This window comes from Streptomyces sp. NPDC040610 (assembly GCF_055594065.1).
The window spans coordinates 102428-128389 of the sequence record NZ_JBVIXA010000004.1 but is presented as its reverse complement, the minus strand read 5'-3'; the positions used below and the strand labels follow the sequence as shown (position 1 = coordinate 128389).

The window sequence follows — 25962 nt, the reverse complement described above, 5'->3', positions numbered from 1 at the left end:
GTAACCAGGGGCTGCCGCCCCTGGACCCCGCCGATCGCCGCTCCGCGGCTCGTCCTCAAGCGCCGGACGGGCTGGGAGTGCGGGTGGGACGGGCCGCCGCCGATCGGCCTGCGGCCCCGTCCTCAAGCGCCGGACGGGTGGGAAGTGCGGGTGGGACGGGCTGGAGACCCTTACGCCAGCTCCGCCCCCACCGCCGCCTGTGGGCGGATCGGCAGGCGGTTCACGGGGCGGCCCGTCGCCGCCCGCACCGCTGCGGCGATCGCTGCCGGGGACGTCACCACCGGTACCGCGCTCGCGGCCTTCGCGCCGAAGGGGGCGACCACGTCGCGCTCCTCCACGAGTTTGACGATGCGGATGTCGGGGGCGTCGAGGGCGGTGGGCAGGGCGTAGCCGGTGAGGTCGGGGTGGCGGACCAGGCCCCGGGGGGTGCGGAGGTTCTCGGTGAGGGCGGCGCCGACGCCCTGGGTGACGCCTGCCTCGATGCGGACGCGCAGCTGGGCGGGGTTGAGGATGCGGCCGACGTCCTGGGCGACGGCCAGTTCCACGACGCGCACCGAACCGATCTCGATGTCCACGTCCACGACCGCGCGGATGGCGCAGAAGGCCATGCCCACGAAGGCGTCGCCCTGGCCGTCCGCGTCGAGCGGCTCGGTGGGGTGCGGGCGGCACTGCGCGGTGGCCCACAGCTCCTTGCCGTCCATCGCCTCCTCGACGGTGGTGGAGAGCACCCCGTCGTACGAGGTGATCTTGCCGTCGGCGATCTGGAGCAGCTCGGTCGACATGCCGAACTTGTGCGCCAGGGGCTGGAGCAGCTGGGTGCGCACCATCTTCGCGGCGCGCTCCACCGCGCCGCCGGACACCCACGTGTGGCGGCCGTGGCAACTGGGGCCCGCGGGCGGCTGGTCGGTGTCGACGGGGGCGACGCGCACGTCGTCGATGCCCAGGGTCTCCTGGACGATCTGGCGGGCGAGGGTGGTGAAGCCCTGGCCGGTCTCGACGGCCGCGCAGATGACCGTGGCGATGCCGTCGTGGACCTTCACGGTGGCCGTGGACACCTCGTCGGTGCCCTCGGCGCCGAGGAGTTGGACCATGCCGAGGCCGTAGCCGACGCCGCGCCGGACGGCGGCGGGTTCGCCCGCGCCCTCGGGGCCGCCGGGCAGCAGCCAGTCCTCCTGCGGGGTGTCCTTGGGCAGCCCGGGCAGCGGGAAGTCCCGGACGGCGCCGAGGAGTTCGGCGACGGGGGCCGGGCAGGTCACCGTCTGGCCGGTGGGCAGGATGTCGCCGGTGGCCAGCGCGTTGCGCAGGCGCAGCTCGGCCGGGTCGGCGCCGAGCTTCTTGGCGAGCTTGTCCATCTGCGCCTCATAGGCGGCACAGACCTGGAGGGCGCCCTCGCCGCGCACGTGCCCGGAGGGCGGGTTGTTCGTGCGGACGGCCCAGCCCTCGATGAAGGCGTTCGGCACGACGTAGGGGCCGCAGGCGAAGGAGACGGCCGCCGCGAGGGCGTCCGCCGAGGTGTCCGCGTACGCGCCCGCGTCGAGCAGGATCTGCGCCTCCACCTTCACCAACTGGCCCTCGGCGTCCGCGTGGTGGCGGTAGCGCAGGAGGGTCGGGTGGCGGTGGGCGTGGCCGAGGAAGGACTCCTCGCGGGTGGCGGTGAGCTTGACGGGGCGGCCGGTGCGCAGGGCGAGCAGGCCGAGCGGCAGGTGGAAGCTCGCGTCCTCACGGTCGGCGCTGGCCCCGGGCACGCCGGTGACGACGACCTTGACCTGCTCGGGGGTGAGGCCATAGCAGGCGGCGGCCATGTCGCGGTCGCCGTGCGGGTCGGTGGAGGCGATGTACAGCTCGACGCCGCCGTCCGGGCGCGGCACCGCGAGCCCGGCCTCCGCGCCGATGGGCGCCGGGTCCTGGCGCCCGATGCGGTACAGGCCCTCGACGACGACCTCACCGGCCGCCTCCGGGTCGCCGTGGCGCAGCGGGATGTGCCGGATCAGGTTGCCGTCGGGGTGCAGCGGCGCGGCCTCGAAGGCCTGCTCCGGGTCGGTGACCGGGTCGAGCACCTCGTACTCGACGATGATCGCGGCGGCGGCCATCCGGGCGGTGTCCGGGTGGTCGGCGGCGACGGCGGCGATGGCCTCGCCGTGGTGGCGTACGACATCGGACGCGAACAGCGGGCGGTCCGCGGTCTTGCGGCCGTGGTGCGGCTTGCCCGGCACGTCCTCGTGGGTGATGACGGCACGGACGCCCGGCATGTCCTCGGCGTGCGTGACGTCGATGGACACGATGCGCGCGTGCGCGTGCGGGGAGCGCAGGACGGCCGCCCACAGCAGCCCCTCGGCCCACAGGTCGGAGGCGTACGGGAACGTGCCCTCCGTCTTGGCCCTGATCTCGGCCGACGGCAGCGACGAGCCGATGCCGTGCGGCAGTTGCTCGGCGCCCGGCGCGGCGGACGTCTCGTTGCTCACGCCTGGGCTCCGTCCTGGCCGTAGGGGCCCGACTGGTGCGGTACGCGGGGGCCGCCGGTGTCGGTCTCGTCCTGCTGCTCGGCCGCGGCGCCCTTCGCCTCGCGCTCGGCGACCACGTCGCGGACCGCGTCGAGCACGCCCCGGTAGCCGGAGCAGCGGCACAGGTTGCCGCAGAGCGCGCGGCGGGTCTCCAGGTCGCTGGGCGCCGGGTTGCCCTCGAGGAGGTCGTGCAGGGTCATCGCCATGCCCGGCACGCAGAAGCCGCACTGCACGGCCCCGCAGTTGGCGAGCGCGCGCTGCACGTCGGAGGGGCGGCCGTCGACGGCGAGGCCCTCGACGGTGCGCACCTCACTGCCCGCAGCGGTGGCCGCGGGCACCAGGCAGGAGGCGACGAGCCGCCCGTCCACCTGCACGTTGCAGGCCCCGCACTCGCCCTGCGAGCAGCCGTCCTTGGCCCCGGCGAGCCCGAGCCGCTCCCGCAGCACGTACAGCAGGGACTCCCCGATCCAGGCGTCGGTGACGGGCCGGTCGGCGCCGTTGACGCGCAGGACGTAGGAGACGAGGGGGTGTTCGTCGTGAGCGGGGACGCCCGCCTCGGGCGCCTCGTCCGTGGCCTCGGCGACCGGGGCGTCCGCGTCGGCCTCGACGGGGGCCGCATCGGGGGCCGCGTCCGGGGCGAGGACCGCCTCGGCGGCGTGGTCGGCCTCGGTCGCGTGCTCGTCCTCTGCGTCCTGGCCCGCCGCGAGGTCCTGGTCCGCCTCGTCCGCTTCGTCCGCCTCCGGGTCGCCGTCCGCCTCGGGCTCCTGGTCCGCCGCCGCGGGTTCGGGGTCCGGGGCTTGGTCCGCCTCGGGGGCGGGGTCCGGCTCCTGTACGGGGGCGGGGGGCGCCGCGAGGGCCGGGTCCTCGGCGGGGGGCGCCTCGACCGGGTGGGCGGGCTCGACCGCGTGGGTCGGCTCGGCCGCCGGTGCGGGGTCCGCCGCCTGCGCGGGGGCCGGTACGTGCGCCGGGTCGGCCTCATGGGGCGGGATCGGCGCCGGTGCGACGGCCGCCGGGTGGGTGAGGTCGGCCGCGGGGGCGGGGGGCGCCGCGAGGGCGGCCTCCGCCGGGTGGGCCTGGTGCGGCGCGAGGGCCGGGTCCGGCTCGTACGAGGGGTCGGCGGGGTGCGCCGGGTCCGCCGCGTACGCGGAGTCACCCAGGTGCGGGAAGCCGGGCGCGGGCGCGAGGCCCACCGACTGGGCGAGGTCCGCATGCTGCGCGAGGTCCGCCGACTGCGCGGGGTGCACGTCGTACGGGGCGTTCTCCTCGTACGGAGCGTTCTCGTCGTACGAGGCGTTCGACGCGTTCTCTTCGTACGTGCTCTCGTCGTACGCGGGGCCCGACCCGTACCGGGGGTCGGCGGCCGGTGCGAGGCGCCCGGCGGCCGCGGCCTCCGGGGCGAAGTCGCCCTCCGGGGCGGCCGGATCGACCGGGTTGACCGTTTCCTCCGGTACATCCGGGGCGCCCGGTACATCCGGTGCGCCTGACATATCCGGAGCGTCCGGTGCGTCCGGTACGTCACCCGGCTGCCCCGCGGGCGCCAGGGAGCCGTCCGGGCGCTGCTTGACGACGAACAGCTTCGCGGTCCGCTCGAAGGGGGTCTCCTCGGCGGCGCGGGCGGCCCGCACGGGCGCGGCCTCGGGGGCGGGCGGCCCGACGGGCGCCTGCTCCACGAACGCCTGCGCTGCCGGGTACGGGGACGCCTGGGGCGCCTGCGGGGCGTGCGGGATCTCCGGGCCCTGTGGGGCCTCGGGCGCCTGCGGAGCCTCCGGGGCCTGCGTCGGCCACGACGTGGCCCAGGGCGCGGGCGCACCGCCGGGCAGCGTCGCGGGCGGCGGCGTTCCACCCCTTCCCCAAGCTCCCAACTCCGTTCGAGCAGGGGAGATCCCATCCGCGGCGAGCGACGACGCCGAGTACTCGCCGGACTCCTCCGGCAGGTCGCCGTCGGCGACGGGGATGGACCACTGCCCGGTGACGTCGTGCGCGGCGGGCGCGTGCCCGTTCTGGACACCGCCCGGGGCGCCGTTCGACTCCGGGGGCGTGACGGCGTCCGGGAACGTCCACTGGCCCGTGGCACGCGGGTCGTACGCGTCCGGGACCCGGGGCTCGGCGGCGAACTGCTGCTCCTGGTGGCCACCCAGGTGCGTGCCGGGGTCCGGCCAGCTCACGGCCTGCGTCGCCGCGCCGGTGTGCGCGACACCGGTCACCTCGGGCGGCAGCACCCACGCGCCCGTGGCGGCCGGGTCGGTGGCGTCGGGGGCCGTCGGCGTGACCGTTATCTGCGGCGGTACGTAGCCGTGTCCGGGGGCGGCGAGCGGGGTGCTCACGGCGTCGGCCGCGCCCTCGGGGAGCTGCACGAACGCGGTGGCGTCCGCGTCGTACTCGCCCTGCGGGTGCGGCTGCCAGCCACCCGCGCCATTCCTCTGACCGTCGGTCACGACAGCGCCCTCCCCAGTGCTCGTCGGGCCAGCGCGGCGACGGTGCGCCGCAAGTGCAGTACGGCGGGCGGCAGCGGCTGCGCGGTGCCGTCCTCGGCGGGCGGGTGGTCGGGGATGCACGCCGCGGCGACGTACTCGCCGAAGGCCGTCAGGGCCTCCGGCACCAGACCGCGCTCGCCGTCCCAGTCGATGAGTCCGGCCACCCACTGCTCGGCCTCCAGGGGCCGCAGCGGCATGGGCGCGATGGCGCCGACGGCGCATCGCACGCCCCTGCGCGCCGGGTCGAGCACCAGGGCGACCGACGCGGTCGCGCGGCCGGGTCCGGTGCGCCCGGTCGCCTTCAGGAAGACCTGCGGGGCGTGCAGCAGCGGTACGCGGACATATCCGATCAATTCGCCGGGCGCCAGCATCTCCATGCCCGCGAGCAGGTGCGAGACCGGGATCTCTCGGCGGGTGCCGCCCGGGCCCGCGATGATCAACACGGCTTCCAGCGCGGCGAGTACGGGCAGCGAGTCACCGGCGGGCGCGGCGGAGGCGATGTTGCCGCCGAGGGTGCCCGCGTTGCGGATCTGCGGCGGTCCCGCGGCGCGCGCGGCGGCGGCGAGCGCCGGGATGAGCGCGGCGAAGTCCGGGCGGCCCATGCGGGCGTGCGTCAGTCCGGCGCCGAGGAGGGCGTGCCCGTCCTGGTACTGCCAGCCGCGGATCTCGCTGATGCGGCCGAGGCCGACGAGGTACGCGGGGCGGAGCTGGCCCGCGTTGACCGACGCCATCAGGTCCGTGCCGCCCGCGACGGGCACGGCTGCGGGCACGGCGGCGAGCGCCGCGACGGCCTCGTCGAGCGTGACAGGCAGCGTCACAGACTGCGCCCCCTGCGCCGCCCGCGGTGCGTGCGTGGTCAAAACCGGCTGCCCCTTCCCGATGGCCCGGCAGCTTGCGCGCCGTTCTCACCGTTACGCCTGTTCCGCCGTACGGTACGTGCTCACAACCCGGACGTGGCAACTCTGGCACATCTTCACCGGGCCCCGGCGCGGGGGTCCGCTAGGAGACGTTCGTCCGCAGACCTGGGGGATATGCCGTTTTCGCACTCCCTCGCCGGTCAGCGGGAATTGCCACCCTTCGGTGATCCTTGTACGGCTTTCTCCTGGTGGCCCACGGTCGCACCGGGGGCCACCGGGAGCACGCGCTCGGGGTGTCACCTCACACGTTTGGGGGCGCCCCCTCGATCGGGCGTCCGAGCACCCCGGGACGCTTCTGCCACGGCAACGGGCCGCCCGGCGGGCGGTAGTCGACACCGAGGGCGTCAAGTCGGGCGTAGTGGGCGGTCATTCGCCGTTCGAAATCGGCGAAGTCGCGCTCGGCGGGCGCGGGGAGCGTGCGCCAGGCGACCTCCGCGAGCGCCGCGAGCCTCGGGAAGACCTGATAGTCCACGCGCCCGTGGTACTCCATCACCTCGGTCCACACATTGGCCTGCGTCCCGAGCACGTGCTTGGCCTCGTCCGCGGTCAGGTCGCCCGGCACCGGCTCGAAGCGGTAGACGTCCTCCAGGGTGCGGACGAACCCGATCGGCACCGGCTCGTCCGGGCCGCCGTGCTGCCGGTGGTCCAGATAGACGTGCTGCTCGGGGCACATCACCACGTCGTGGCCCGCCTGGGCCGCCGCGATGCCGCCGCCGTAGCCGCGCCAGGACGAGACGGCCGCGCCCTCCGCGAGCCCGCCCTCCAGGATCTCGTCCCAGCCGATGAGCCGACGCCCGCGCGCGGACAGCCACTTGTCGAAGTGCCGGATGAACCAGCTCTGCAACTCGTCCTCGTTGCTGAGCCCCAGCTCCTCGATGCGCTCCTGGACGGCCGCCGAGTCCTTCCACTGCTCCTTGGGGCACTCGTCACCGCCGACGTGGATGAAGGTCGACGGGAACAGCTCAAGGACTTCCTCGAACACGCCCTCGTAGAAACGGAGGGTGGTGTCGCTCGGCGCGAGTACGTTGGGCGTGACGCCCCACGAGTCCCAGACCCCGAGGGCGGCCGTGTCGATGACATCGGCGTTGCCCAGCTCGGGGTAGGCGGCGATGGCCGCCTGCGAGTGGCCGGGGACGTCGATCTCCGGCACGACGGTGATGTGCAAGGAGTCGGCGTACGCGACGATTTCGCGGATGTCGTCCTGCGTGTAGAACCCGCCGTGCGGCTTCTCGTCCCACAACTCCGAGGCCCGGTGCCCCCACTTGGTGCGCGACCGCCAGGACGCGACCTCGGTGAGCCTCGGATACCGCTTGATCTCGACGCGCCAGCCCTGGTCGTCCGTCAGATGGAAGTGGAAGACGTTCAGCTTGTGCGCGGCGAGCAGATCCAGATACCGCAGCACGCCTTCCTTCGGCATGAAGTGCCGGGCCACGTCCAGCATCATGCCGCGCCAGCCGAACCGGGGCGCGTCCTCGACCACACCCGGCGCGACGGTGCGCTCCTGCCCCGGCCTGACGGCCGCCCGCCGAAAGGCGTCCGCCCCGAGCAGCTGCCGGAACGTCTGCGCACCCCAGAACACCCCGGCGGCGCTCCCGCCCCGGATCTCCACCCCGTCCGCGGCGACGGTCAGCCGATACGCCTCGGCCTCCAGCTCCCCGTCGACGCGCAGCGACACACTCCCCGGCGCACCCTCGGCCCCGGGCGCCAACGGCAGTCGCAGCGCACCCCCCAGAGTGCCCCGCAACCACCGCTCCGTGCCCTCCGTACCGGCCCCCGCCCAAAGCGTGGTCGCCCCGTCGAGAACGAATCCGTCACCACTGTGCTCCTCGGCGCGTGCGGGCGCCGGGATCAGTTGCTCAAAGGTCATGGACTGAGGCTGCCACGCGATTGCACGGCGCAAAAGGGCCGTTGCGGGGCACGCAACGACATGGAAAACGCCGGGCGGGCCGCGTACGGCCCGCCCGGCGTCCCAGGAGAAGGAACGGACTACTTCTTGCCGTCCTTGCCGCCCTTGTCCTTGTCTCCACCGGCCCCCATGGACTCGTAGATCTCCTTGCACATGGGACAGACGGGATACTTCTTCGGGTCGCGGCCGGGGACCCACACCTTGCCGCACAGCGCCACGACGGGCGTACCGTCGAGCGCGCTCGCCATGATCTTGTCCTTCTGGACGTAGTGCGCGTAGCGCTCGTGGTCGCCGTCACCGTGCGACACCTGTGGCGTCGGCTCTACGAGGGTCCCCGTACCTGCCCCGCGCTCGGGCTCGGGCTCAAGAGTGCTCATAGGTGCCAAGGGTACTCACGCCGGGCGCGTCCTGGCAGCGGCTGCCGTCCGAGCCGTGCGGCCGCGGCCCCGTGCGCCGCGCACGCGCCGCGAGGAGGTGCAGCGCGAGCCCCAGGGCCGCCACCCCGGCCGCGACACAGGGCAGCTCCGCCGCGCCGAGCCCCGCGGACAGCGCGAGCCCCGCGGCGCCGGAGCCGACGGCGCTGCCGAGGTAGAGGGCGGAGTTGTTGAGGGCGAGGGCCACCGTGCCGCGCTCGGCGGACAGCGCCAGGAGCCGGTGCTGCTGCGGGACTTGCAGGGCCCAGCCGACCGCGCCCCAGAGCACGAGCGCGGGGAAGGACGCCGCGCCCAGCGGCGCCAGGCACAGCTCCGCCACCACCAGGGCCGCCATGAGCCCCGCGACCAGGGCGTACAGCCTGCCCCACCGGTCCACCAGGGGCCCCGCGAGCACACTGCCGAGGACCCCGCCGATCCCCCACGCCCACAGGTACGGCGCCACGTCGCTCTCGCCGACACCGCCGGTGGCCTCCAGGACCGGCGCCAGGTACGTGTAGAGCCCGAGGCTCGACACCGCGCCCAGGAAGGAGACGCCGACGACCGGCAGGACGGCCCGGTCGGCGAGCGCCCCGAGCCGCGCCCGCACCGGCACCGGCGGCGCGGTCGGCACCTGGGGCAGCCCCACGGCGAGCCCCACGAGCGCCACCGCGCCCAGCCCGGTCACCAGCCACATCGTCGACCGCCACGAGGTGTGGCCGGCGAGCAGCACCCCGAGCGGCACCCCGAGCACCGTGCCCGAGCTCATGCCGCCCATGATCAGGGCGAGCGCCCGCCCGCGCCGCTCCGGCCCCGCGAGGGACGCGGCGGCCGCCGTGGACAGCGCCGAGTAGCCCCCTGCGCCCGCCCCGGCCACGGCGCGCGCGAGGAGCAGCACCGCGAGGCCCGGTGCGAGCGCGGTCAGTGCGTTGCCGAGGGTGAAGACGGTGAGCGCGGCGATGAGCAGCGCGCGGGGGCGCACGCCCGCCAGGAGGCCCGTGACGAGCGGCGCGCTCACCGCGTACGCGAGCGTGAACACCGTGACCATCTGTCCGGCGAGGGACACGGTCGTGTCCAGGTCGTCCGCGACCACGGGCAGCAGCCCCGCCATCACGTAGGCGTCGAGCCCCAACGTGAAGGCCCCCAGCATCAGCAGCCATATTCGCCGCACCGCACCCAGCTCCCTTCGTCCGTACGACGGCACGGGTCGCGCGCCGCCGGGACGGAAACGTAGGCAGTCTCCGGTTCCCCGGGGAAATGCCCACGGAGGTGCATTTATGCTCCGTAGGCATGGATGCCCCGCCCCCGCACCGGCGCCCCGTCGACGCCTCCGACGCCCTCGACGCCCCCGGCACTCCCGACACGTCCGACACCCCCGGCCCCGATGCCGCCCCCGACGGAGTCGAGCTGCGCCACCTGCGCGCCTTCCTCGCCGTCGCCGACGAGCTGAGCTTCACGCACGCCGCCGCCGTCCTGCGCGTCGGCCAGCCCGCGCTGACGCGCACCGTGCGCGCCCTGGAGGCGGCCCTCGGCGCCCGGCTCCTGGACCGCACGACCCGCAGCGTCGAACTCACCGACGCCGGGCGCCGCCTGCGCGAGGAACTCGGCCCGCTCCTCTCCCGCCTGGACACGACCCTCGGCGCCGCCCGCGGCGGGCGCCCGCTGCTGCGGCTCGGCTTCACCTCGCTCCTCCCGGAGGCCTGCGTCCAGCTCACCACCGCCTTCAAGGCGGCGACCGGCGCGGCCGTGCGGCTCGTGCGGCGCGACGAGCCGCTGGCGGGGCTCACGTCGGGGGTGTGCGACGTCGCGGTCGTACGCGGTGACATCCCGCCGGGCGCGGCGGTCCGCAGCCGGGTGCTCCTGTACGAGCCGCGTGTCGCCGTCGTGGCGCGGGGGTCGGCCGACCTGGCGCACCGGCGTGTCGTCGACTGGGCCGAGTTGGCGGCGGTGCCGCTGGTCGTGAACACCGTCACCGGGACCACCCGGCCCGAGCTGTGGCCCGCCGGGCGGCGGCCTCGGCTCTCCTGTACCGCGGACAACTTCGACGAGTGGCTGGAGGCGGTGGCCGCGGGCCACGGCGTGGGCGTCGCCCCCGAGCCGGTCGCCCGCCGCCACTCCCACCCCGGCCTGCGCTACGTCCGCCTCAAGAACGCCCCGCCGGTCGCCGTCCACCTGGCCGTACCGGGCCGGGATCCGCATCCGCTGGCTGAGCGGTACTTGCGGGTGCGGGCCGGGTAGGGCCCTGCCGGGGGCTCCCCAACCCCACCCCTTCCCGAACCTGGGGGCTCCGCCCCAGACCCCCGCTCCTCAAACGCCGGAGGGGCTGGAAAACGTGCCGGTAGGTACCAGCCCGTCCGGCGCTTGAGGACGAGCCGCGGAGCGGCGATCAGCGGGGGTCCGGGGGCGCAGCCCCGGTTTCGGGAAGGGGCGGGGTTGGGGAGCTCCCGGCAGGGTCAGTTCAGTGACGGGTCGTCCGGGTAGGTCGCCACCATGGCGAGCTCGCTGCGCTGGCGGCGCAGCACCGCGCGCCAGAGGCGCTCCGGATCCGGGGAGGACACATCACCGGGCTCGGACTCGACGACGTACCAGGCACCCTCGACCAGCTCGTCCTCGAGCTGGCCGGGACCCCAGCCCGCGTAACCGGCGAAGATGCGGAGGCTGCCGAGGGCGGAGGCGAGGAGCTCCGGCGGGGCCTCCAGGTCGACGAGCCCGATCGCGCCGTGGACGCGGCGCCAGCCGAGGGGCCCCTCCTCACCGGGGATGACGGCGACGCCGAGGGCCGAGTCGAGGGAGACGGGCCCGCCCTGGAAGACGACGCCGGGGGCGCCCGCGAGGTCGCCCCAGCCGTCGAGGATGTCCGCGACGTCCACCGGCGTCGGACGGTTGAGGACGACACCGAGGGAGCCCTCCTCGTCGTGGTCGAGGAGCAGCACCACCGCACGGTCGAAATTGGGGTCCGACAGGGCCGGCGTGGCCACGAGCAGCCGCCCTGTGAGCGAGGACACCTCGGTCATGCCAGACATGATCCCGCATCCCGGGCCCCCGCGGGGAGCCAATCGGCCGACGGACGGGAACGCAGCTCAGCGGGTGCCGGGGCGGGCGGCACGGCCGATCGCCCCCGTGACCGTGAGCGTCCGGTTCCGCACGGTTCGTGTTGTTGCGGAGTCATGACGCGTCTGAGGCCCCCTCGGGCTTACTTAAGTGGGGTACGCGGCCATTACGCTTGGCCCTTTGGTCCCCCCGTCCACCTCATCGGAACGCGAGATTCATGACCGTCACCGGCACCCAAGACGTACTGCTTGTCCATGGCGGAACCCCGCTGGAGGGTGAGATCCGCGTCCGCGGCGCGAAGAACCTCGTGCCCAAGGCCATGGTCGCCGCCCTGCTCGGAAGCGCTCCGAGCCGGCTGCGCAATGTCCCGGACATCCGCGACGTCCGCGTCGTACGCGGCCTGCTGCAACTGCACGGTGTGACGGTCCGCCCCGGTGAGGAGCCGGGCGAGCTGCTGCTCGACCCCTCGCACGTGGAGAGCGCGAACGTCGCCGACATCGACGCGCACGCCGGTTCGTCCCGCATTCCGATCCTGTTCTGCGGGCCGCTCCTGCACCGCCTCGGGCACGCCTTCATCCCGGGCCTCGGCGGCTGCGACATCGGCGGCCGGCCGATCGACTTCCACTTCGAGGTGCTCCGGCAGTTCGGCGCGACCATCGAGAAGCGCGAGGGCGGTCAGTACCTGGAGGCCCCGCAGCGGCTGCGCGGCACGAAGATCAAGCTGCCGTACCCCTCCGTGGGCGCCACCGAGCAGGTGCTGCTCACCGCCGTGCTCGCCGAGGGTGTGACGGAGCTCTCCAACGCCGCGGTGGAGCCCGAGATCGAGGACCTGATCTGCGTCCTGCAGAAAATGGGCGCGATCATCGCCATGGACACCGACCGGACCATCCGGATCACCGGTGTCGACAAGCTCGGCGGCTACAACCACGCGGCCCTGCCGGACCGTCTGGAGGCCGCCTCGTGGGCGTCCGCGGCGCTGGCGACCGAAGGCAACATCTACATCCGCGGCGCCCAGCAGCGCTCGATGATGACGTTCCTGAACACCTACCGGAAGGTGGGCGGTGCCTTCGAGATCGACGATCAGGGCATCCGCTTCTGGCACCCGGGCGGCCAGCTCAAGTCCATCGCCCTGGAGACCGACGTCCACCCCGGTTTCCAGACCGACTGGCAGCAGCCCCTGGTCGTGGCCCTGACGCAGGCCACGGGCCTGTCCATCGTCCACGAGACGGTCTACGAGTCCCGGCTCGGCTTCACCTCCGCGCTGAACCAGATGGGCGCCCACATCCAGCTCTACCGCGAGTGCCTGGGCGGCTCCGACTGCCGCTTCGGCCAGCGCAACTTCCTGCACTCCGCGGTCGTGAGCGGCCCCACCAAGCTCCAGGGCGCCGACCTGGTCATCCCGGACCTCCGCGGCGGCTTCTCGTACCTGATCGCCGCCCTCGCGGCCCAGGGCACCTCCCGCGTCCACGGCATCGACCTGATCAACCGCGGCTACGAGAACTTCATGGACAAGCTCGTCGAGCTCGGCGCGAAGGTCGAACTCCCGGGCAAGCCGGCGCTCAGCTGACGCTCCGGCCCCGCGCACGCGAAAGGGGCGGCCACCCGAACCGGGTGGCCGCCCCTTTCGTGCTGCCTAGGGGTTACTTCCCCTTGGCGGCCTCCTTGAGCTTGGAGCCCGCCGAAACCTTGACGCTGTAGCCGGCCGGGATGTTGATCGGCTCGCCGGTCTGCGGGTTGCGGGCGGTGCGAGCGGCACGGTGGGTGCGCTCGAAGGTCAGGAAGCCGGGGATGGTGACCTTCTCGTCGCCCTTGGCAACGATCTCGCCGACGGTCTCGGCGAACGCGGCCAGCACGGCGTCGGCGTCCTTGCGGGTCACCTCGGCGCGGTCGGCCAGCGCGGCCACCAGCTCACTGCGGTTCATGTTTGTACTCCCGTGTTCTTCTTGCTGTTGAGGCGTGCCTCGCGGCGGAGCCGCATATCGGGCACAGCGAAGCCGATGCTGCCAGGGTCCTCAGGCGGTCCCCGGACCCGGGTCCGACGTCAGACCCTCGCGCCCAGAGACGCATCCTGCCCCCACCTGCGGCGGGAAAGCCAATCCGGCACCCGTGGGAGTCACACGAAAAGCGCCGTTTCTCGGCGGTTGCCTCGAAATGGTGACGCTCCGTCCGCTCCCGGTGCCGGACCGCACGCCCTGACGGACCGGCGGGGGCCGGCGCAGGGGCCCTGAAGGGGGCGGTCGGGCCGCGCGGGCCCTGCGGCCCGCGTCCCGCCACCCTAGAGGGCCGTTGTCGGCGCCGCGTTCCGCGACGCGCCGTGCTGTCAGGCCGTGGTGCCCGTCACAGCCACCCCGGCCGCCTTGGCGGCGCTGCGCACCGCTCCGGCGACCGCGCCCGCGACCTTGTCGTTGAAGACGCTGGGGATGATGTAGTTCGGGTTCAGCTCGTCCTCGGTGACCACGTCGGCCAGAGCGGTGGCCGCGGCCAGCATCATCTCCGTGTTGACCGTGCGCGACTGGGCGTCGAGCAGGCCCCGGAAGACGCCGGGGAACACCAGCACGTTGTTGATCTGGTTGGGGAAGTCGGACCGCCCGGTGGCCACAACTGCCGCCGTCTGGCGGGCGATTGCGGGGTCGACCTCGGGGTCCGGATTCGCGAGCGCGAACACGATGGCGTCGTCCGCCATGGCCGCCACGTCATCGCCGCCGAGCACGTTCGGGGCCGATACACCGATGAACACATCGGCGCCGACGACGGCCTCCTTGAGGGTGCCGGTGACGCCCTCGGGGTTGGTGTTGTCGGCGATCCAGCGCAGCGGCGAGTCGGCCGCGGCGTCCACCAGGTCCTCGCGGCCCGCGTGCACGACGCCGTGGATGTCGGCGACGACGGCGTGCTTGACGCCCGCGGCGAGCAGCAGCTTGAGGATGGCCGTACCGGCGGCGCCGGCGCCGGACATGACCACGCGCACGTCGCCGATGCCCTTGCCCACCACGCGCAGGGCGTTGGTCAGGGCGGCGAGCACGACGATCGCGGTGCCGTGCTGGTCGTCGTGGAAGACGGGGATGTCGAGGGCCTCGCGCAGCCGGGCCTCGATCTCGAAGCAGCGCGGCGCGGAGATGTCCTCCAGGTTGATGCCCGCGAAGCCGGGGGCGATGGCCTTGACGATCTCGACGATCGCGTCGGTGTCCTGGGTGTCCAGGCACAGCGGCCAGGCGTCGATCCCTGCGAACCGCTTGAAGAGGGCCGCCTTGCCCTCCATCACGGGCAGCGCGGCCTTCGGGCCGATGTTGCCGAGGCCGAGCACCGCGGAGCCGTCCGTCACGACCGCAACGGAGTTGCGCTTGATGGTGAGGCGGCGCGCGTCCTCGGGGTTCTCGGCGATCGCCATGCACACGCGGGCGACGCCCGGGGTGTAGACCATGGACAGGTCGTCGCGGTTGCGGATGGGGTGCTTCGACTGCATCTCGATCTTGCCGCCGAGGTGCATCAGGAACGTACGGTCGGAGACCTTGCCGAGGGTGACGCCCTCGATGCCGCGCAGTTCCTCGACGATCTCGTCGGCGTGCGCGGTGGAGGTCGCGGCGATCGTGACGTCGATACGGAGCTTCTCGTGGCCGGACGCCGTGACGTCGAGGCCGGTGACCGAGCCGCCGGAGGACTCCACGGCCGTGGTGAGCTGGGAGACCGCGGTTCCGCTCGCGGGCACCTCCAGCCTGACCGTCATCGAGTAGGAGACGCTGGGCGCCGTTGCCATGGCGGACTTCCTCTGCTTTCACCTTGTAGCTGTTGCCGTCCGATCGTCGCACCTACCCCTGAGTACGTGGTAGCCGCCCCGGATTGCGGACGTTTTGTTCACGGACCAACTGCCGCGCTTTCGGAAACTGACTTCCACCATACGAGAAGTCGCGGGTCGCGGGAAGGGGTGCCGGAGAAACGCCGGAGATCCCTAGAACCCGAGAAACAGAGAGAGGTCCACGTCACTGGTGACGTGGACCTCTCTCGTACGTTGATGACACCGACCCGCCATGCTCGCCTCGCGGCAAGTGGTCGCTCGTAGCGACGAAGGTTGGGCCCGGGGGCTTGGATCGGGCCGGTGCCACATCAACGGTAACAAACGATCCCCGTAAGGCAATTCCCGTCCCGCACAAACTCCGCCGGCCCACGGCGCGCCGCCGTGACGCTCACTCCCGCAGCAGGTCCGGCACGCCCTCCCCGTCCGGCTCGTCGCGCTCCCCCGACAGGACCGTGAGCTGCTGCGTGGCGCGGGTCAGCGCCACGTACAGGACGCGCAGGCCCGCCGGGGACTCGTCGGCGATCTCGGCGGGCGACACGACCAGCGTCGCGTCGTACTCCAGGCCCTTGGCCTCCAGGCTGCCGAGCGCCACCACCCTCCCCCAGTCTCGGCTTCGCTCGCCCGGGGGGACCCCCATCCCGAGCCCGGCGAGCCAGCGGGCGGCCTGCTCGCGGCGGCTCATGGCCACCACGACGCCGACGGTGCCCTCGACCCGGTCGAGCAGGCGCGCCGCCTCCTCGCGCACGGACCCGCCGAGGTCCTTGTCGCGTACGACGGCGAAGCGCGGCTCGATGCCGGTGGAGCGGACCGCCGAGGGGGCCGTCGAGCCGGGCATGGCGAGGGCGAGGACCTTCGCGGCGAGGTCGGCGATCTCGGCCGGGTTGCGGTAGTTGACCGTGAGGGTGAAGCGGCGGCGCGGGCGGGTGCCGAGGGCCTCGTCGCGGGCCGCGGCCGCCTCGTCCGGGTCGGACCAGGAGGACTGCGCCGGATCGCCCACGACCGTCCACGTGGCGTGCCGGCCCCGGCGGCCCACCATGCGCCACTGCATGGGCGTGAGGTCCTGCGCCTCGTCGACGATCACGTGGGCGTACTCGGTGCGTTCCGCCGCGAGGCGTTCGGCGCGCTCGCGCTGGGACTCCTCGCGCTGCGGCATCAGCTCGTCCAGGCCGGTCAGCAGGTCGAGCGGGTCCAGGTCCTTCTTCTTGCGGGGACGGTGCGGGGTGCCGAGGATCGCCTGCAGCTCGTCGAGGAGCGCCACGTCGTGCACGGACAGGGCGTCGCGTCTCAGGGAGCGGGCGACCTTGCGGACCTCGCCGGGGTTCAGGACGCGGCGGGCCCAGCGGTTCAGGGCGCGTTCGTCGCCCATCGCGGTCAGGACCGCGCGCGGGGTGAGCTCGGGCCACCAGGCTTCCAGGAACGCAAGGAAGTCGTCCTCGGAGGTGATGTCGTCGTCGAAGGACGAGCGGAGTTCGGCGGCGAGTTCGGGGTCGTCGTGTCTTCCGGCCGCGCCGGACTGGGCCCAGAGGGCGTCGAGGAGGAGCTTTCTCGCCCGGGGGCGGAGGAGGTTGACGGGGGCCGTTCCGCTCAGTGCCGTCTGGCGGATTCGGTTCAGCTGGTCGGCTTCCAGCTCCAAGCGGCGGCCGAACGCGACCACTCTGAGGCGGGTGGGGGCGCCCCCAGCTGTGGCGGCATCGCCTTCCAACGCGCCCCTCGCCGCCCGGCGCAGGACCTTCAGCATGCGGGACGAACCCTTGACACGAGCCACTGCCGGGGTGTCGTAGACCGTGGCCTCGGTGCCGTCGACCAGGGAGCCGACCGCGCGGATGGCGACCTGGCCCTCTTCGCCGAGGGAGGGCAGGACGCCCTCGGTGTAGGCGACGAGGAGGGGGGTCGGGGAGACGATGAGGATGCCTCCGGCGTAGCGGCGGCGGTCCTGGTAGAGGAGGTACGCGGCGCGGTGCAGGGCGACGGCCGTCTTGCCGGTGCCGGGGCCGCCCTCCACGTACGTCACCGACGCGGCGGGCGCGCGGATCACCAGGTCCTGCTCGGCCTGGATGGACGCCACGATGTCCCGCATGGAGTGGCTGCGGGCCTGCCCGAGCGCGGCCATGAGGGCGCCGTCGCCGATGACGGGCAGTTCCTCGCCGTTCAGGAACGCCGTCAGCTCCGGGCGCATCAGGTCGTCCTCGACGCCGAGGACCTTGCGGCCCTTGGACCGGATGACGCGGCGGCGCACCACCCGGCCCGGGTCGACCGGGGTCGAGCGGTAGAACGGCGCGGCGGCGGGCGCGCGCCAGTCGATGACCAGCGGCGAATAGTCCGCGTCCAGGACGCCGATGCGGCCGATGTGCAGGGTCTCGGCGATGTCGGCGTACGTACCGGACTCCTCGGTGCGCACCGCGCCCTCGGCCGGTTCCACGGCGGTGTACGCGCCGTCCGGGCCCTTCTTGCCGTCCTTGCCGAGCAACAGGTCGATACGGCCGAAGAGGAAGTCCTCGAACTCGTTGTTCAGCCGGTTGAGATGGACGCCCGCGCGGAAGACCTGGGCGTCCCGCTCGGCCAGCGCTCCCGGCGTGCCCACCTGGGACCGCTTGGCCGCGTCGTTCATCAGGAACTCGGCCTCGTGGATCTTCTCTTCGAGGCGGCGGTAGACCTGGTCGAGGTGTTCCTGTTCGACACTGATCTCGCGCTCGCGTACGTCGGCCACCGGGGCCCCTTTCCTGACGTGCTGCTGCCCGTATTGAGCAGCCGTCCACCGTACGCGAAAGGGACCCCTGTTGTGCAGTCGTCGGGCCGTGCGCCGCCGTCACGGCGAGGGTCAGACGTCCACCTCGACCAGCCGCTCGCCGTCGAACGTACGCACCTCGAAGTGGTCGATGTCGTCGCGGTCGAACGCGGCGCCGCCGTGCACGTACAGCGGGTTCCGCGCGGCCTGGTGCGTGCTGTCCTTCATGCCGTAGCCCCACTGGGGCACCGACCAGGTCGTCACGGTCTCCTTCTTGCCGTCCTTGCCGACCGCGATCAGCGAGCACTTCAGGGGGCCCTTGACGTTCTTCAGCTCCAGGACCGTGTGCGTGCCCCAGGCCTTCTTCTCGGTGCCGACCGTCGCGGTGACCTTGGTCTTGGGGTCGGTGGCGGCGATCTTGTCGTCCATGTGGTTGAAGAAGGCGTCCTCGGCGGGCGAGGTGGGGTGCGGGTCGGCGCCCGCCACCTCCTTCGTACCGCCGTCGTCGTCGCTGACCGCGAAGACCGCGAGCGGGCCGCCGATGATCAGCGCGGCCGCCGCCGCGACCAGGTACATGCCGCGCCTGCGCCGCTGGGCGCGCTTGGCCGCGACCTCGTCCACCAGGCGGTCCGCGAGCCGCGGGCTCGGCCGGGCGGCGAGTTGTTCGCCGATCCGCGGAACGCCGCGCAGGGGGCCGGTGGCCGCGGGCGCCGGGGTCGGGGGCGCGCCGCCGACGTCCGCGCCGGGGAAGTCCGCGAGGGCCGCGAGCATCGGCGCCATGCCGGAGAACTCCTCCAACTGGTGCGCGCAGAAGTCGCAGCCCGCGAGGTGCGCCTCGAACTCGGTGGCCTCGGCGTCGTCGAGGATCCCGAGCGCGTAGGCGCCGACGGTCTCGTGCACGTCGCCCGGACCGGAGCCGGAGCCGCCACCGCCGAAGCCGTGTGCGTCGTACGGCGTGCTCATGCCGTCACCCCCCGCTCCTCGAGCGCAAGCTTCATCGAGCGCAACGCGTAGAAGACCCGCGAGCGCACTGTCCCGCTGGGTATGCCCAGTGTCTCGGCCGCCTCATTGACCGTACGCCCTTTGAAGTAGGTCTCGACAAGTACCTCCCGGTGCGCGGGAGTCAGGTCCTCCAGCGCGTCCGACAGCGTCATCAGCCACAGCGCCTTATCGATCTCGTCCTCCGCGGGGATGACCTCCAGCGGCGACGGGTCGACCTCCTGCGGCCGGGCCTGCCGGCTGCGGTGGCCGTCGATGACGATGCGGCGCGCGACCGTCACCAGCCAGGGGCGTACCGAACCGGTAGCTCGGTTGAGCTGACCGGCGTTCTTCCAGGCACGGATGAGCGTTTCCTGTACGACATCTTCGGCGCGCTGCCGGTCCCCCGCCACCAGCCGGAGCACATAGGCGAGAAGTGGTCCCGCGTGCTCCCGGTAGAGCGCGCGCATGAGTTCCTCGTCCGGCCCCGGCACGGAAGTCGGGTCAAGTCGATGTCGTCGGTGCGGGCGTTCATCGGCCACGGCGGAATCCTTGCGCACGTCTGCCTCCGCTGTCCGCTGTTCGTCTCGGCTGCCCATGTCGGCCGTGCTCTCCGCGTGGTCGGCCCTGCCGGCTGGTCACCCTGGACGTACGGACCGGGGCGGGCGTCCGTTCAACGGGGGCCGGGGAATTCCGGGCGGGGGCGCGGGATGTCCCGGTGTGGGGGTGAAAGTCCCCGGTGCGGGCCGGGCGGGTGCCGCGCCGGTCAGGCCCGGGCCAGGGCCGCCCGCCGCCGGTGCCTCGCCACCCGCTCCCGGTTCCCGCACACCTCGCTGGAGCACCAGCGGCGGCGCCGACCGCGCGAGGTGTCCAGGTAGACGATGGCGCAGTTGTCGCCCGCGCACTGGCGAAGCAGCGACCGGGCCACCGGGTCGGTGAGCAGTTCCACGGCGTCCCTGGCGACGGCGGCGAGCAGGGCCGTGCGGCCGGGGGTGCCGTGCAGGGCGCGGGTCAGGGTGCCGTCGGCGTGCCGGACGGCGAGGGGGGCGGGCGGGGCCGCGGCGGCGAGGGCGTTGACGCGGGCCAGCGCGGCGTCGGCGGGGCGTCCTGCCAGCTCGGCGCGGACCAGCTGGGCGATGTGGCCGCGCAGCTCCCTGAAGGCGGCGAGCCAGGTCACGTCGGCCCCGGGCAGCGGCGTGCCCTGCGGGACCAGGCCGGCCCCGGCCAGCCAGGCCCGCAGCCGCCGGACGTCGCCGATGCGCTCCACCGGGTGGGCGGTGGCGACGAGGTCGAGGCAGGGCCGGCCGGCGTCGAAGCGGAGTTCGTGGAACGCGGAGTGGTACGCAGCAGGGGACTCGGAGTTGGCAGACTTGGTAGTCGCACCCAACACCATGCGCCTTTCACCGCCCTTGGGGTGTGCCGGTGAGTGCCGTACTCCTACAGTGCCCGCCCGTGGGCGCCACCGGAACCCCTGCCACCGGGGGTGGTGCGGACGGGCGCCGTGCCGGGGGCGGGGGCGGACGCGCGGGACGGGCGGGAACGCCGTGCGGGTGGCGCGCAGACGCCCGCGTATGCCGCCGCGCTTCTGAACCATGGTCCGTGCCCGCACCGCACGATTGACTCAAGGCATGAGCGAAAACGTGGCGACAGCACGCAACACGACGGCGGCACGCGAGCGCCGCGGCACCGGGCTGGTCCTGGGTGCCGCGACCGTGGCCATGGGCCTGATCGCGGGGACCTTCTACATCTTCGCGTGCGGCGTGATGCCGGGCCTCGCGCGCAGCTCGGACCGCGCGTACATCGAGGTCATGCAGGACATCAACGCGGCGTTCGAGAACGCGGTGTTCTTCGCGAGCTTCATGGGCGCGCTGCTGCTCACGGCGGTGGCGGCCTGGATGCTGCGGCGCGGTCCGGTGCGCTGGTGGGTGCTCGCGGCGCTCCTCGCGTACTTCCTCACGTTCGTCCTGACGGTCACGGTGAACGTGCCCCTGAACAACGAGCTCGCGGACGCGGGCGACCCCGCGAAGATCGCCGATCCGGCGGCGGTGCGGGCGGACTTCGAGGACACGTGGGTGGCGTGGAACGTGGTGCGGGCACTCCTGAGCACCCTGGCCCTCGGGCTCCTCGTGCGGGCGCTCATGGTGTTCCGCAGGGACGGCGCGGGCGCGGCTCAGTCCGCGTACTTGGACCCGGCCGCCGGGTCGAGCGCCAGCCGGTAGCCGCGCTTGACGACGGTCTGGATGAGCTTCGGCGCGCCGAGTGCCGTCCGCAGCCGGGCCATCGCCGTCTCGACGGCGTGCTCGTCGCGGCCCGCGCCCGGCAGCGCGCGCAGCAGTTCGGCGCGCGCCACGACCCAGCCGGGCCGCCGCACCAGGGCCCGCAGGAGCGCCATCCCGGCGGGCGGCACGGCCCGCAGCTCCCCGTCGACGAGCACCGCGTGCCCCCGGATCTCCACCCGGTGCCCGGCGATCGGCAGCGACCTGGCCCGCCCGGGCAGCTCCTGGCACAGCAGTTGGACGAGGGGGCCGAGCCGGAAGCGTTCGGGCTGCACGGTGTCCAGGCCCCGGGTCTGCAGCGGCAGCGCGGTGACCGGGCCGACGCAGGCGGGCAGCACGTCGTGGCGGAGCGCGGCGGTCAGCTCGGCCGCCATCCCCCGTTCCTCGGCCCGCGCGAACAGCGAGGCGGCGGCGGGCGCGGACGTGAAGGTCAGCGCGTCCAGGCCGCGGCTCACGGCGGCGTCGAGGAGCCGGTCGACCGGGGTGAGGTCGGCGGGCGGCAGCCAGCGGTAGACGGGGACGAGGACGACGTCGGCGCCGCCCGCGCGCAGGGCCTCCACGAAACCGGGCAGCGGCTCCCCGTGCAGTTGCAGGGCGATCCGGCGCCCTTCGACGCCCTCCCCGAGCAGCCGGTCGAGCACCTCGGCCATGGACTCCGACGACGGCGACCAGTGCTCGGTGAGCCCCGCGGCCCGCACGGCGCCCTTCACCTTCGGCCCCCGGGCGAGCAGTTCGACCCCCCGCAGCCGGTCGAGCAGCGCCTCCCCGTGCCCCCACCCGTCGGCGGCCTCGACCCAGCCGCGGAACCCGATGGCGGTGGTGGCGACCACCACGTCCGGGGCGAGGTCGATCAGCTCCTTGGTGGCGGCGAGGAGTTCGCTGTCGTCCGCGAGCGGCACGATGCGCAGGGCGGGGGCGTGCAGGACGGTGGCGCCGCGCCGCTGGAGCAGCGCCCCCAGCTCGTCGGCGCGGCGGGCGGCGGTGACGCCGACGGTGAACCCGGAGAGGGGCCCGTGCCGCTGACTGGTGTCCATCGCTCGCCTCCCTGCCTCCACGGTCCGGGTCCCCGAGCCTGCCAACGCCGGGTGACGGTCGCGGATCACACCGATGTCCGCCGTGTTACGTCGCTTCTCGGCGTACGTGACCTGCGACTCGTCGGAGCCCGGTGGACGTCTCACACCTCGGCGTACACGCGCTGCGGCTCGCTGCCCGCCGTGGGCGCGGACGCGGCGGCCGGTGCGGCCGGGCGGCGAAGGTATACGGCCCAGGTGACGGCGAAGCAGGCCGCGTAGCAGCCGAGGAAGGCGACGAAGGCGCCCGTGCCCGTGCCCGCCGTCTGGAAGGACTGCCGGAAGGCGAGGTTGATCCCGAGGCCGCCGAGCGCGCCGACGGCCCCGATGAGCCCCATGGAGGCCCCGGAGAGCCGCCGCCCGTAGCGCGCGGCCTCCTCCCCCGCGAGCCCCGCGCGGACCGCCTTGGCGTGGAAGATCCCCGGGATCATCTTGTACGTGGAGCCGTTGCCGAGCCCGCTGAGCACGAAGAGGACCACGAACGCGCCGGTGAACAGCGCGAGCGACTCCCGCATGGACGCGATCACGACGACACCCGTCGCCGCCGCCATCCCGACGAAGTTCCACAGCGTGATGCGGGCCCCGCCGAACCGGTCGGCGAGCCGTCCGCCGACGGGCCGGATCAGCGAGCCGAGCAGCGGCCCGAGGAAGGTGATCTGGGCGGCTTCGAGCGGCGTACGCCCGAACTGCGTCTGGAGTACGAGCCCGAAGGCGAAGCTGTACCCGATGAACGACCCGAACGTCCCCACGTACAGCAGGGACATGATCCAGGTGTGCGGGTCGCGCAGGGCCTCGCGCGCGGCCCCGGTGTCGTTCCTCACGGCCGCGATGTTGTCCATGAAGAGCGCGGCGCAGACGGCGGAGACGACGACGAGCGGGATGTAGATCCCGAGGAGCACGCGGGGCCCGCCGCTTGCGCCGATGACGGCGAGTGCCATGAGCTGCATGACGGGGACGCCGATGTTGCCGCCCCCGGCGTTGAGGCCGAGCGCCCACCCCTTCTTCCGCAGCGGGAAGAAGGAGTTGATGTTGGTCATGGAGGAGGCGAAGTTGCCGCCGCCGACGCCGGTGAGCAGCGCGCACACCATGAACGTCGCGTACGAGGTGCCCGGCTCCATGACGACGAAGGCCGCGACGGTGGGCGCCAGGAGCATCGAGGCGGCGACGATCGTCCAGTTGCGCCCGCCGAAGCGGGCGACGGCGAAGGTGTACGGGACCCGGACGACGGCCCCCACGAGGGTGGCCATCGACACCAGGAAGAACTTCCCTGCCGGGTCGATCCCGTACTCCGGCCCCATGAACAGGACCATGACCGACCACAGGGTCCAGACGGAGAACCCGATGTGCTCGGACAGGATCGAGAAGACGAGGTTGCGCCGGGCCACGCGGGCCCCTTCCCGCTCCCAGAACTCCCCGTCCTCGGGATCCCACCGCGAGATCCACGACTGCCTGCGTTTCCGTGTCCTGACGCCCTCGGTACCCATCCCACGCCTCCCCGGCAAGCGGCTGATGATCCCGAAGGTAGGGAGGGCTCGTTTCAGCGCTGTGCCGGTGAGTGACCGGCGGGGAACTTCGGGCTCACGGTGGGGTGGGGTGGGGGGTGAGGGCTTGGCCTTGGGTTTGGCGTTGGCGTTGGGTTTGGCGTTGGCGTTGGCGTTGGCGTTGGGTTTGGGCTTGGCGTTGGCCTGGGGTCAGTCCCTGGGTCAGTCCAGGCCCCCGGCCCACTTGAGGGTGTCGGAGCCGCCCTTGTCCCAGTCCATGACGACGGAGTCGCCGGAGCGGGAGAGGTCGGCGCCGATGAACTTCTCGTTGGTCCCGCTGCCGCACTTCAGGGCGAGCCGGAACTCGCCCCCGGCGCGGTCCTGCCCGAGGCCGGTGCACATGCCGTCGCCGCCGGGGTCGAGGTAGGACACGATGTGCTTGCCCGCGGCCTGGCCGGTGGTCTGCTTGTCGGCGATGGTGAGGGTCTTGAGCTTCTCGTTCTGCCACTGCCCCTTGTACCCGGTGGCGGGCGCGGGCCCGTCGTCGTCATCGCCGCCGATGCCGCCGCCGCCCGGGGTGCTGGGTATCCCGGTGGTGGGTTCGGTGGACGGCAGCGAGGGCGCGTCCGTGGTGGCGTCCTCGGAGGGCTCGGCGGGCGCACCCGGCGTCACGTCGCCGGACGCGCTCTTGTCGGCCTGCGGCTTCTTGTCCTTGTCGTCCTTGTCGTCACCGCTGCTGACTAGGAAGAAGACGCCACCGCCGATGACGACGACGGCGGCCACGGCCACCGCGATGATCATGTTCCGCTTCTTCGCGTCGCCACCGCCCGGGGGCGGCGGCGGGTAGGCGCCGAACTGGGGCTGCCCGTAAGGGGGCTGCTGGCCGGACGGGGGCTGCTGCTGCCCGTACGGAGGCATGGCCTGGGTCTGGCCCTGGGGGTTCCCGTACGGGTCCTGGGGCTGGCCGTACGGGTCCTGGCCCTGGGGCTGGCCGTACGGTCCCGGGGGCGGGGCTCCGTGCGGGGGCGGGGGCTGCTGCGGATAGCCGTAGCCGGGCTGCGGCCCCGGGGGCTGCGGCGGGGCGGACGGCGGCTGGCCGGGGAAGGGCGGCTGAGGCTGGTTCGGCTGGGGCTGCGGGGCGCCGAATCCATCCTGGGGCGGCTGGCCGGGAGGCTGCGTCATAGCGCGTGAGCCTAATCGCCGGGGGGTGGGCGCCACATCCGTAATCCGAACGACTGCGTCACATCGCGGGGGGGGTGGACGGGTGCCTGATCGTCGGGTCGGCCCGGTGGTCTCCCCGGCGGAGGGGCTTCCGGGAATGCCGATTCCTTCCCGGCCGTTGGACGGACCGTGACGCCCCCCTCCCTGGGCACGGCCCGCGCCCTGGACACGACCCGCCCGCCGGGCACGGCCCCCGCCCTGGACACGCCCCACCCGCCGGGCACGCCTCCCGCCCTGGACACGACCCAGGAGCTGGCCGCGTTCCTGCGAACCCGGCGCGAACGCCTGGACCCCGGCGACTTCGCCCTGCCCGCACGCCGACGGGCCCGGCGCACCCCCGGCCTGCGCCGCGAGGAGGTCGCCGAACTGGCCGGGGTCAGCACCGACTACGTCGTACGCCTGGAACAGGGCCGCGGACTGCGCCCCTCGGCGCAGGTGGTGCAGGCACTGGCCGACGCCCTGCGCCTGCCCCCCGACGAGCGCGCCTACCTCTTCAACCTGGCCCAGCAGCATCCCCGCGACACCGACAAGCCCACCACCACCGCGCCGCCGCCCCTGGCCCGCCTGGTCACGGACCTGTCCCCCCACCCGGCGATGCTGATGAACCACCGCTACGACATCCTGGCCTGGAACCCCGAAATGTCCGCGCTCCTCCCGGACTTCGCCACCCTCCCCCCACCCCGGCGCAACGCCATGTGGCTGTGCCTCATGCACCCGCCGATGCGCGGCTTCTACGAGGACCGCGAACACACCCTCCGCGAGGGCATCGCCCATCTGCGCGCGGCCTGGGCCACCCACCCGGACGACCGGGCCCTGACCGACCTCATCACCGAATTCACCGCCCACGACGAGGACTTCGCCCGCCTGTGGGCCGAACGGGACGTCAAGGTCAACGGACGCGGCCGGAAAGTCCTGCGCCACCCGGACGTCGGCGTCATCACCGTGGACTTCGACGTACTGATGCCCCTACAGGACCCGGACCAGCGCTTGCTGATCTACCGCGCGACGGACGCGGAGAGCCAGTCGGCGCTGAACCGCCTGTACGCACCACACCCCTGATCGTGCGCACCACGCTCCTGAGGCCGGGTGCCGCACCCCTGAGGCCGGGTGCCGCACCCCTGAGATCCGTCAGGGTAATCCCCCATCTTCCCGATCGGCCGTT

General features: G+C 73.4%; 20 protein-coding genes. 4 read left to right on the top strand and 16 right to left on the bottom strand.

Annotated features, from left to right (window positions below):
- Positions 1-170: 170 nt before the first annotated feature.
- The 6 genes from ACZ6AA_RS16445 to ACZ6AA_RS16420 form a co-directional block, all read right to left on the bottom strand.
- A complete protein-coding gene (locus ACZ6AA_RS16445) occupies positions 171-2462 on the bottom strand; it encodes a xanthine dehydrogenase family protein molybdopterin-binding subunit (protein WP_468450008.1) in 2292 nt (763 codons plus the stop codon).
- Positions 2459-4936 (bottom strand): 2Fe-2S iron-sulfur cluster-binding protein, encoded by a 2478-nt coding sequence (locus ACZ6AA_RS16440; RefSeq protein ID WP_471458567.1) that lies wholly within the window; start codon positions 4934-4936, stop codon positions 2459-2461. Before ACZ6AA_RS16440 ends, ACZ6AA_RS16445 begins: the two co-directional genes overlap by 4 nt.
- Entirely contained in the window at positions 4933-5835 is a 903-nt protein-coding gene (locus ACZ6AA_RS16435) for an FAD binding domain-containing protein (protein ID WP_468450010.1), read from the bottom strand. Before ACZ6AA_RS16435 ends, ACZ6AA_RS16440 begins: the two co-directional genes overlap by 4 nt.
- A 298-nt stretch (positions 5836-6133) precedes the next feature.
- A complete protein-coding gene (locus ACZ6AA_RS16430; RefSeq protein ID WP_468450011.1) occupies positions 6134-7759 on the bottom strand; it encodes a beta-N-acetylhexosaminidase in 1626 nt (541 codons plus the stop codon).
- Between the two features lie 119 nt (positions 7760-7878).
- Positions 7879-8175: a DUF3039 domain-containing protein gene (locus ACZ6AA_RS16425; RefSeq protein WP_033263869.1), complete on the bottom strand. Its 297-nt coding sequence runs from the start codon at positions 8173-8175 to the stop codon at positions 7879-7881.
- Positions 8162-9379 (bottom strand): MFS transporter, encoded by a 1218-nt coding sequence (locus ACZ6AA_RS16420; RefSeq protein WP_471458564.1) that lies wholly within the window; start codon positions 9377-9379, stop codon positions 8162-8164. Before ACZ6AA_RS16420 ends, ACZ6AA_RS16425 begins: the two co-directional genes overlap by 14 nt.
- Positions 9380-9498: 119 nt before the next feature.
- On the opposite strand from ACZ6AA_RS16420, the gene ACZ6AA_RS16415 reads away from it, so the two are divergent.
- Positions 9499-10446 (top strand): LysR family transcriptional regulator, encoded by a 948-nt coding sequence (locus ACZ6AA_RS16415; protein ID WP_468482853.1) that lies wholly within the window; start codon positions 9499-9501, stop codon positions 10444-10446.
- A gap of 215 nt (positions 10447-10661) precedes the next feature.
- On the opposite strand, the gene ACZ6AA_RS16410 is transcribed toward ACZ6AA_RS16415, so the two are convergent.
- Positions 10662-11222 carry a YqgE/AlgH family protein gene (locus tag ACZ6AA_RS16410; protein ID WP_190113989.1) on the bottom strand — a complete coding sequence of 187 codons (561 nt, stop codon included), beginning with the start codon at positions 11220-11222 and terminating at the stop codon, positions 10662-10664.
- 254 nt (positions 11223-11476) lie between these two features.
- Between ACZ6AA_RS16410 and murA the strand changes: the two genes are divergently transcribed.
- The gene (murA, locus tag ACZ6AA_RS16405; RefSeq protein ID WP_468450014.1) at positions 11477-12826 is read left to right on the top strand and encodes a UDP-N-acetylglucosamine 1-carboxyvinyltransferase; all 1350 of its coding nucleotides are present in this window, start codon (positions 11477-11479) and stop codon (positions 12824-12826) included.
- A gap of 73 nt (positions 12827-12899) precedes the next feature.
- Here the strand turns inward: murA and ACZ6AA_RS16400 are convergent, their stop codons facing one another.
- From ACZ6AA_RS16400 to ACZ6AA_RS16375, 6 genes are all read right to left on the bottom strand, one after another.
- Positions 12900-13181 (bottom strand): HU family DNA-binding protein, encoded by a 282-nt coding sequence (locus ACZ6AA_RS16400; protein WP_016645140.1) that lies wholly within the window; start codon positions 13179-13181, stop codon positions 12900-12902.
- Positions 13182-13579: 398 nt separating this feature from the next.
- On the bottom strand, positions 13580-15010 hold the full coding sequence (locus ACZ6AA_RS16395; protein WP_468450015.1) for an NAD-dependent malic enzyme: 1431 nt from the start codon (positions 15008-15010) through the stop codon (positions 13580-13582).
- Positions 15011-15437: 427 nt separating this feature from the next.
- Entirely contained in the window at positions 15438-17756 is a 2319-nt protein-coding gene (locus ACZ6AA_RS16390) for a HelD family protein (protein WP_468450016.1), read from the bottom strand.
- A 111-nt stretch (positions 17757-17867) separates the two neighbouring features.
- Positions 17868-18737: an anti-sigma factor family protein gene (locus tag ACZ6AA_RS16385; RefSeq protein ID WP_468450017.1), complete on the bottom strand. Its 870-nt coding sequence runs from the start codon at positions 18735-18737 to the stop codon at positions 17868-17870.
- Positions 18734-19351, bottom strand: coding sequence for a sigma-70 family RNA polymerase sigma factor (locus tag ACZ6AA_RS16380; protein WP_468482852.1), 618 nt, complete (start codon positions 19349-19351; stop codon positions 18734-18736). Before ACZ6AA_RS16380 ends, ACZ6AA_RS16385 begins: the two co-directional genes overlap by 4 nt.
- Before the next feature lie 167 nt (positions 19352-19518).
- Positions 19519-20145: a CGNR zinc finger domain-containing protein gene (locus ACZ6AA_RS16375; protein ID WP_468450019.1), complete on the bottom strand. Its 627-nt coding sequence runs from the start codon at positions 20143-20145 to the stop codon at positions 19519-19521.
- A gap of 235 nt (positions 20146-20380) precedes the next feature.
- On the opposite strand from ACZ6AA_RS16375, the gene ACZ6AA_RS16370 reads away from it, so the two are divergent.
- On the top strand, positions 20381-20971 hold the full coding sequence (locus ACZ6AA_RS16370; RefSeq protein WP_468450020.1) for an anthrone oxygenase family protein: 591 nt from the start codon (positions 20381-20383) through the stop codon (positions 20969-20971).
- On the opposite strand, the gene ACZ6AA_RS16365 is transcribed toward ACZ6AA_RS16370, so the two are convergent.
- The 3 genes from ACZ6AA_RS16365 to ACZ6AA_RS16355 form a co-directional block, all read right to left on the bottom strand.
- A complete protein-coding gene (locus ACZ6AA_RS16365; RefSeq protein ID WP_468450021.1) occupies positions 20923-22062 on the bottom strand; it encodes a uroporphyrinogen-III synthase in 1140 nt (379 codons plus the stop codon). The two genes, ACZ6AA_RS16370 and ACZ6AA_RS16365, sit on opposite strands and share 49 nt — an antisense overlap.
- A 140-nt stretch (positions 22063-22202) precedes the next feature.
- Complete coding sequence (locus tag ACZ6AA_RS16360; RefSeq protein ID WP_468482851.1) at positions 22203-23582, bottom strand: nitrate/nitrite transporter; 1380 nt, start codon at positions 23580-23582, stop codon at positions 22203-22205.
- A gap of 219 nt (positions 23583-23801) precedes the next feature.
- Positions 23802-24761 (bottom strand): hypothetical protein, encoded by a 960-nt coding sequence (locus ACZ6AA_RS16355; RefSeq protein WP_468482850.1) that lies wholly within the window; start codon positions 24759-24761, stop codon positions 23802-23804.
- Between the two features lie 168 nt (positions 24762-24929).
- On the opposite strand from ACZ6AA_RS16355, the gene ACZ6AA_RS16350 reads away from it, so the two are divergent.
- Positions 24930-25859 carry a helix-turn-helix transcriptional regulator gene (locus ACZ6AA_RS16350; RefSeq protein WP_471458560.1) on the top strand — a complete coding sequence of 310 codons (930 nt, stop codon included), beginning with the start codon at positions 24930-24932 and terminating at the stop codon, positions 25857-25859.
- The last annotated feature ends 103 nt before the right edge of the window (positions 25860-25962 follow it).

Excerpts from the sequence above, each read along its gene's own strand:
- ACZ6AA_RS16375 (WP_468450019.1), bottom strand. The coding sequence starts at position 20,145 with ATGGTGTTGGGTGCGACTACCAAGTCTGCCAACTCCGAGTCCCCTGCT.
- ACZ6AA_RS16430 (WP_468450011.1), bottom strand. The coding sequence starts at position 7,759 with ATGACCTTTGAGCAACTGATCCCGGCGCCCGCACGCGCCGAGGAGCAC.
- ACZ6AA_RS16370 (WP_468450020.1), top strand. The coding sequence starts at position 20,381 with ATGAGCGAAAACGTGGCGACAGCACGCAACACGACGGCGGCACGCGAG.
- ACZ6AA_RS16410 (WP_190113989.1), bottom strand. The coding sequence starts at position 11,222 with ATGACCGAGGTGTCCTCGCTCACAGGGCGGCTGCTCGTGGCCACGCCG.
- ACZ6AA_RS16360 (WP_468482851.1), bottom strand. The coding sequence starts at position 23,582 with ATGGGTACCGAGGGCGTCAGGACACGGAAACGCAGGCAGTCGTGGATC.
- ACZ6AA_RS16415 (WP_468482853.1), top strand. The coding sequence starts at position 9,499 with ATGGATGCCCCGCCCCCGCACCGGCGCCCCGTCGACGCCTCCGACGCC.
- ACZ6AA_RS16385 (WP_468450017.1), bottom strand. The coding sequence starts at position 18,737 with ATGAGCACGCCGTACGACGCACACGGCTTCGGCGGTGGCGGCTCCGGC.
- ACZ6AA_RS16380 (WP_468482852.1), bottom strand. The coding sequence starts at position 19,351 with ATGGGCAGCCGAGACGAACAGCGGACAGCGGAGGCAGACGTGCGCAAG.
- ACZ6AA_RS16425 (WP_033263869.1), bottom strand. The coding sequence starts at position 8,175 with ATGAGCACTCTTGAGCCCGAGCCCGAGCGCGGGGCAGGTACGGGGACC.
- ACZ6AA_RS16395 (WP_468450015.1), bottom strand. The coding sequence starts at position 15,010 with ATGGCAACGGCGCCCAGCGTCTCCTACTCGATGACGGTCAGGCTGGAG.
- ACZ6AA_RS16400 (WP_016645140.1), bottom strand. The coding sequence starts at position 13,181 with ATGAACCGCAGTGAGCTGGTGGCCGCGCTGGCCGACCGCGCCGAGGTG.
- ACZ6AA_RS16365 (WP_468450021.1), bottom strand. The coding sequence starts at position 22,062 with ATGGACACCAGTCAGCGGCACGGGCCCCTCTCCGGGTTCACCGTCGGC.
- murA (WP_468450014.1), top strand. The coding sequence starts at position 11,477 with ATGACCGTCACCGGCACCCAAGACGTACTGCTTGTCCATGGCGGAACC.
- ACZ6AA_RS16355 (WP_468482850.1), bottom strand. The coding sequence starts at position 24,761 with ATGACGCAGCCTCCCGGCCAGCCGCCCCAGGATGGATTCGGCGCCCCG.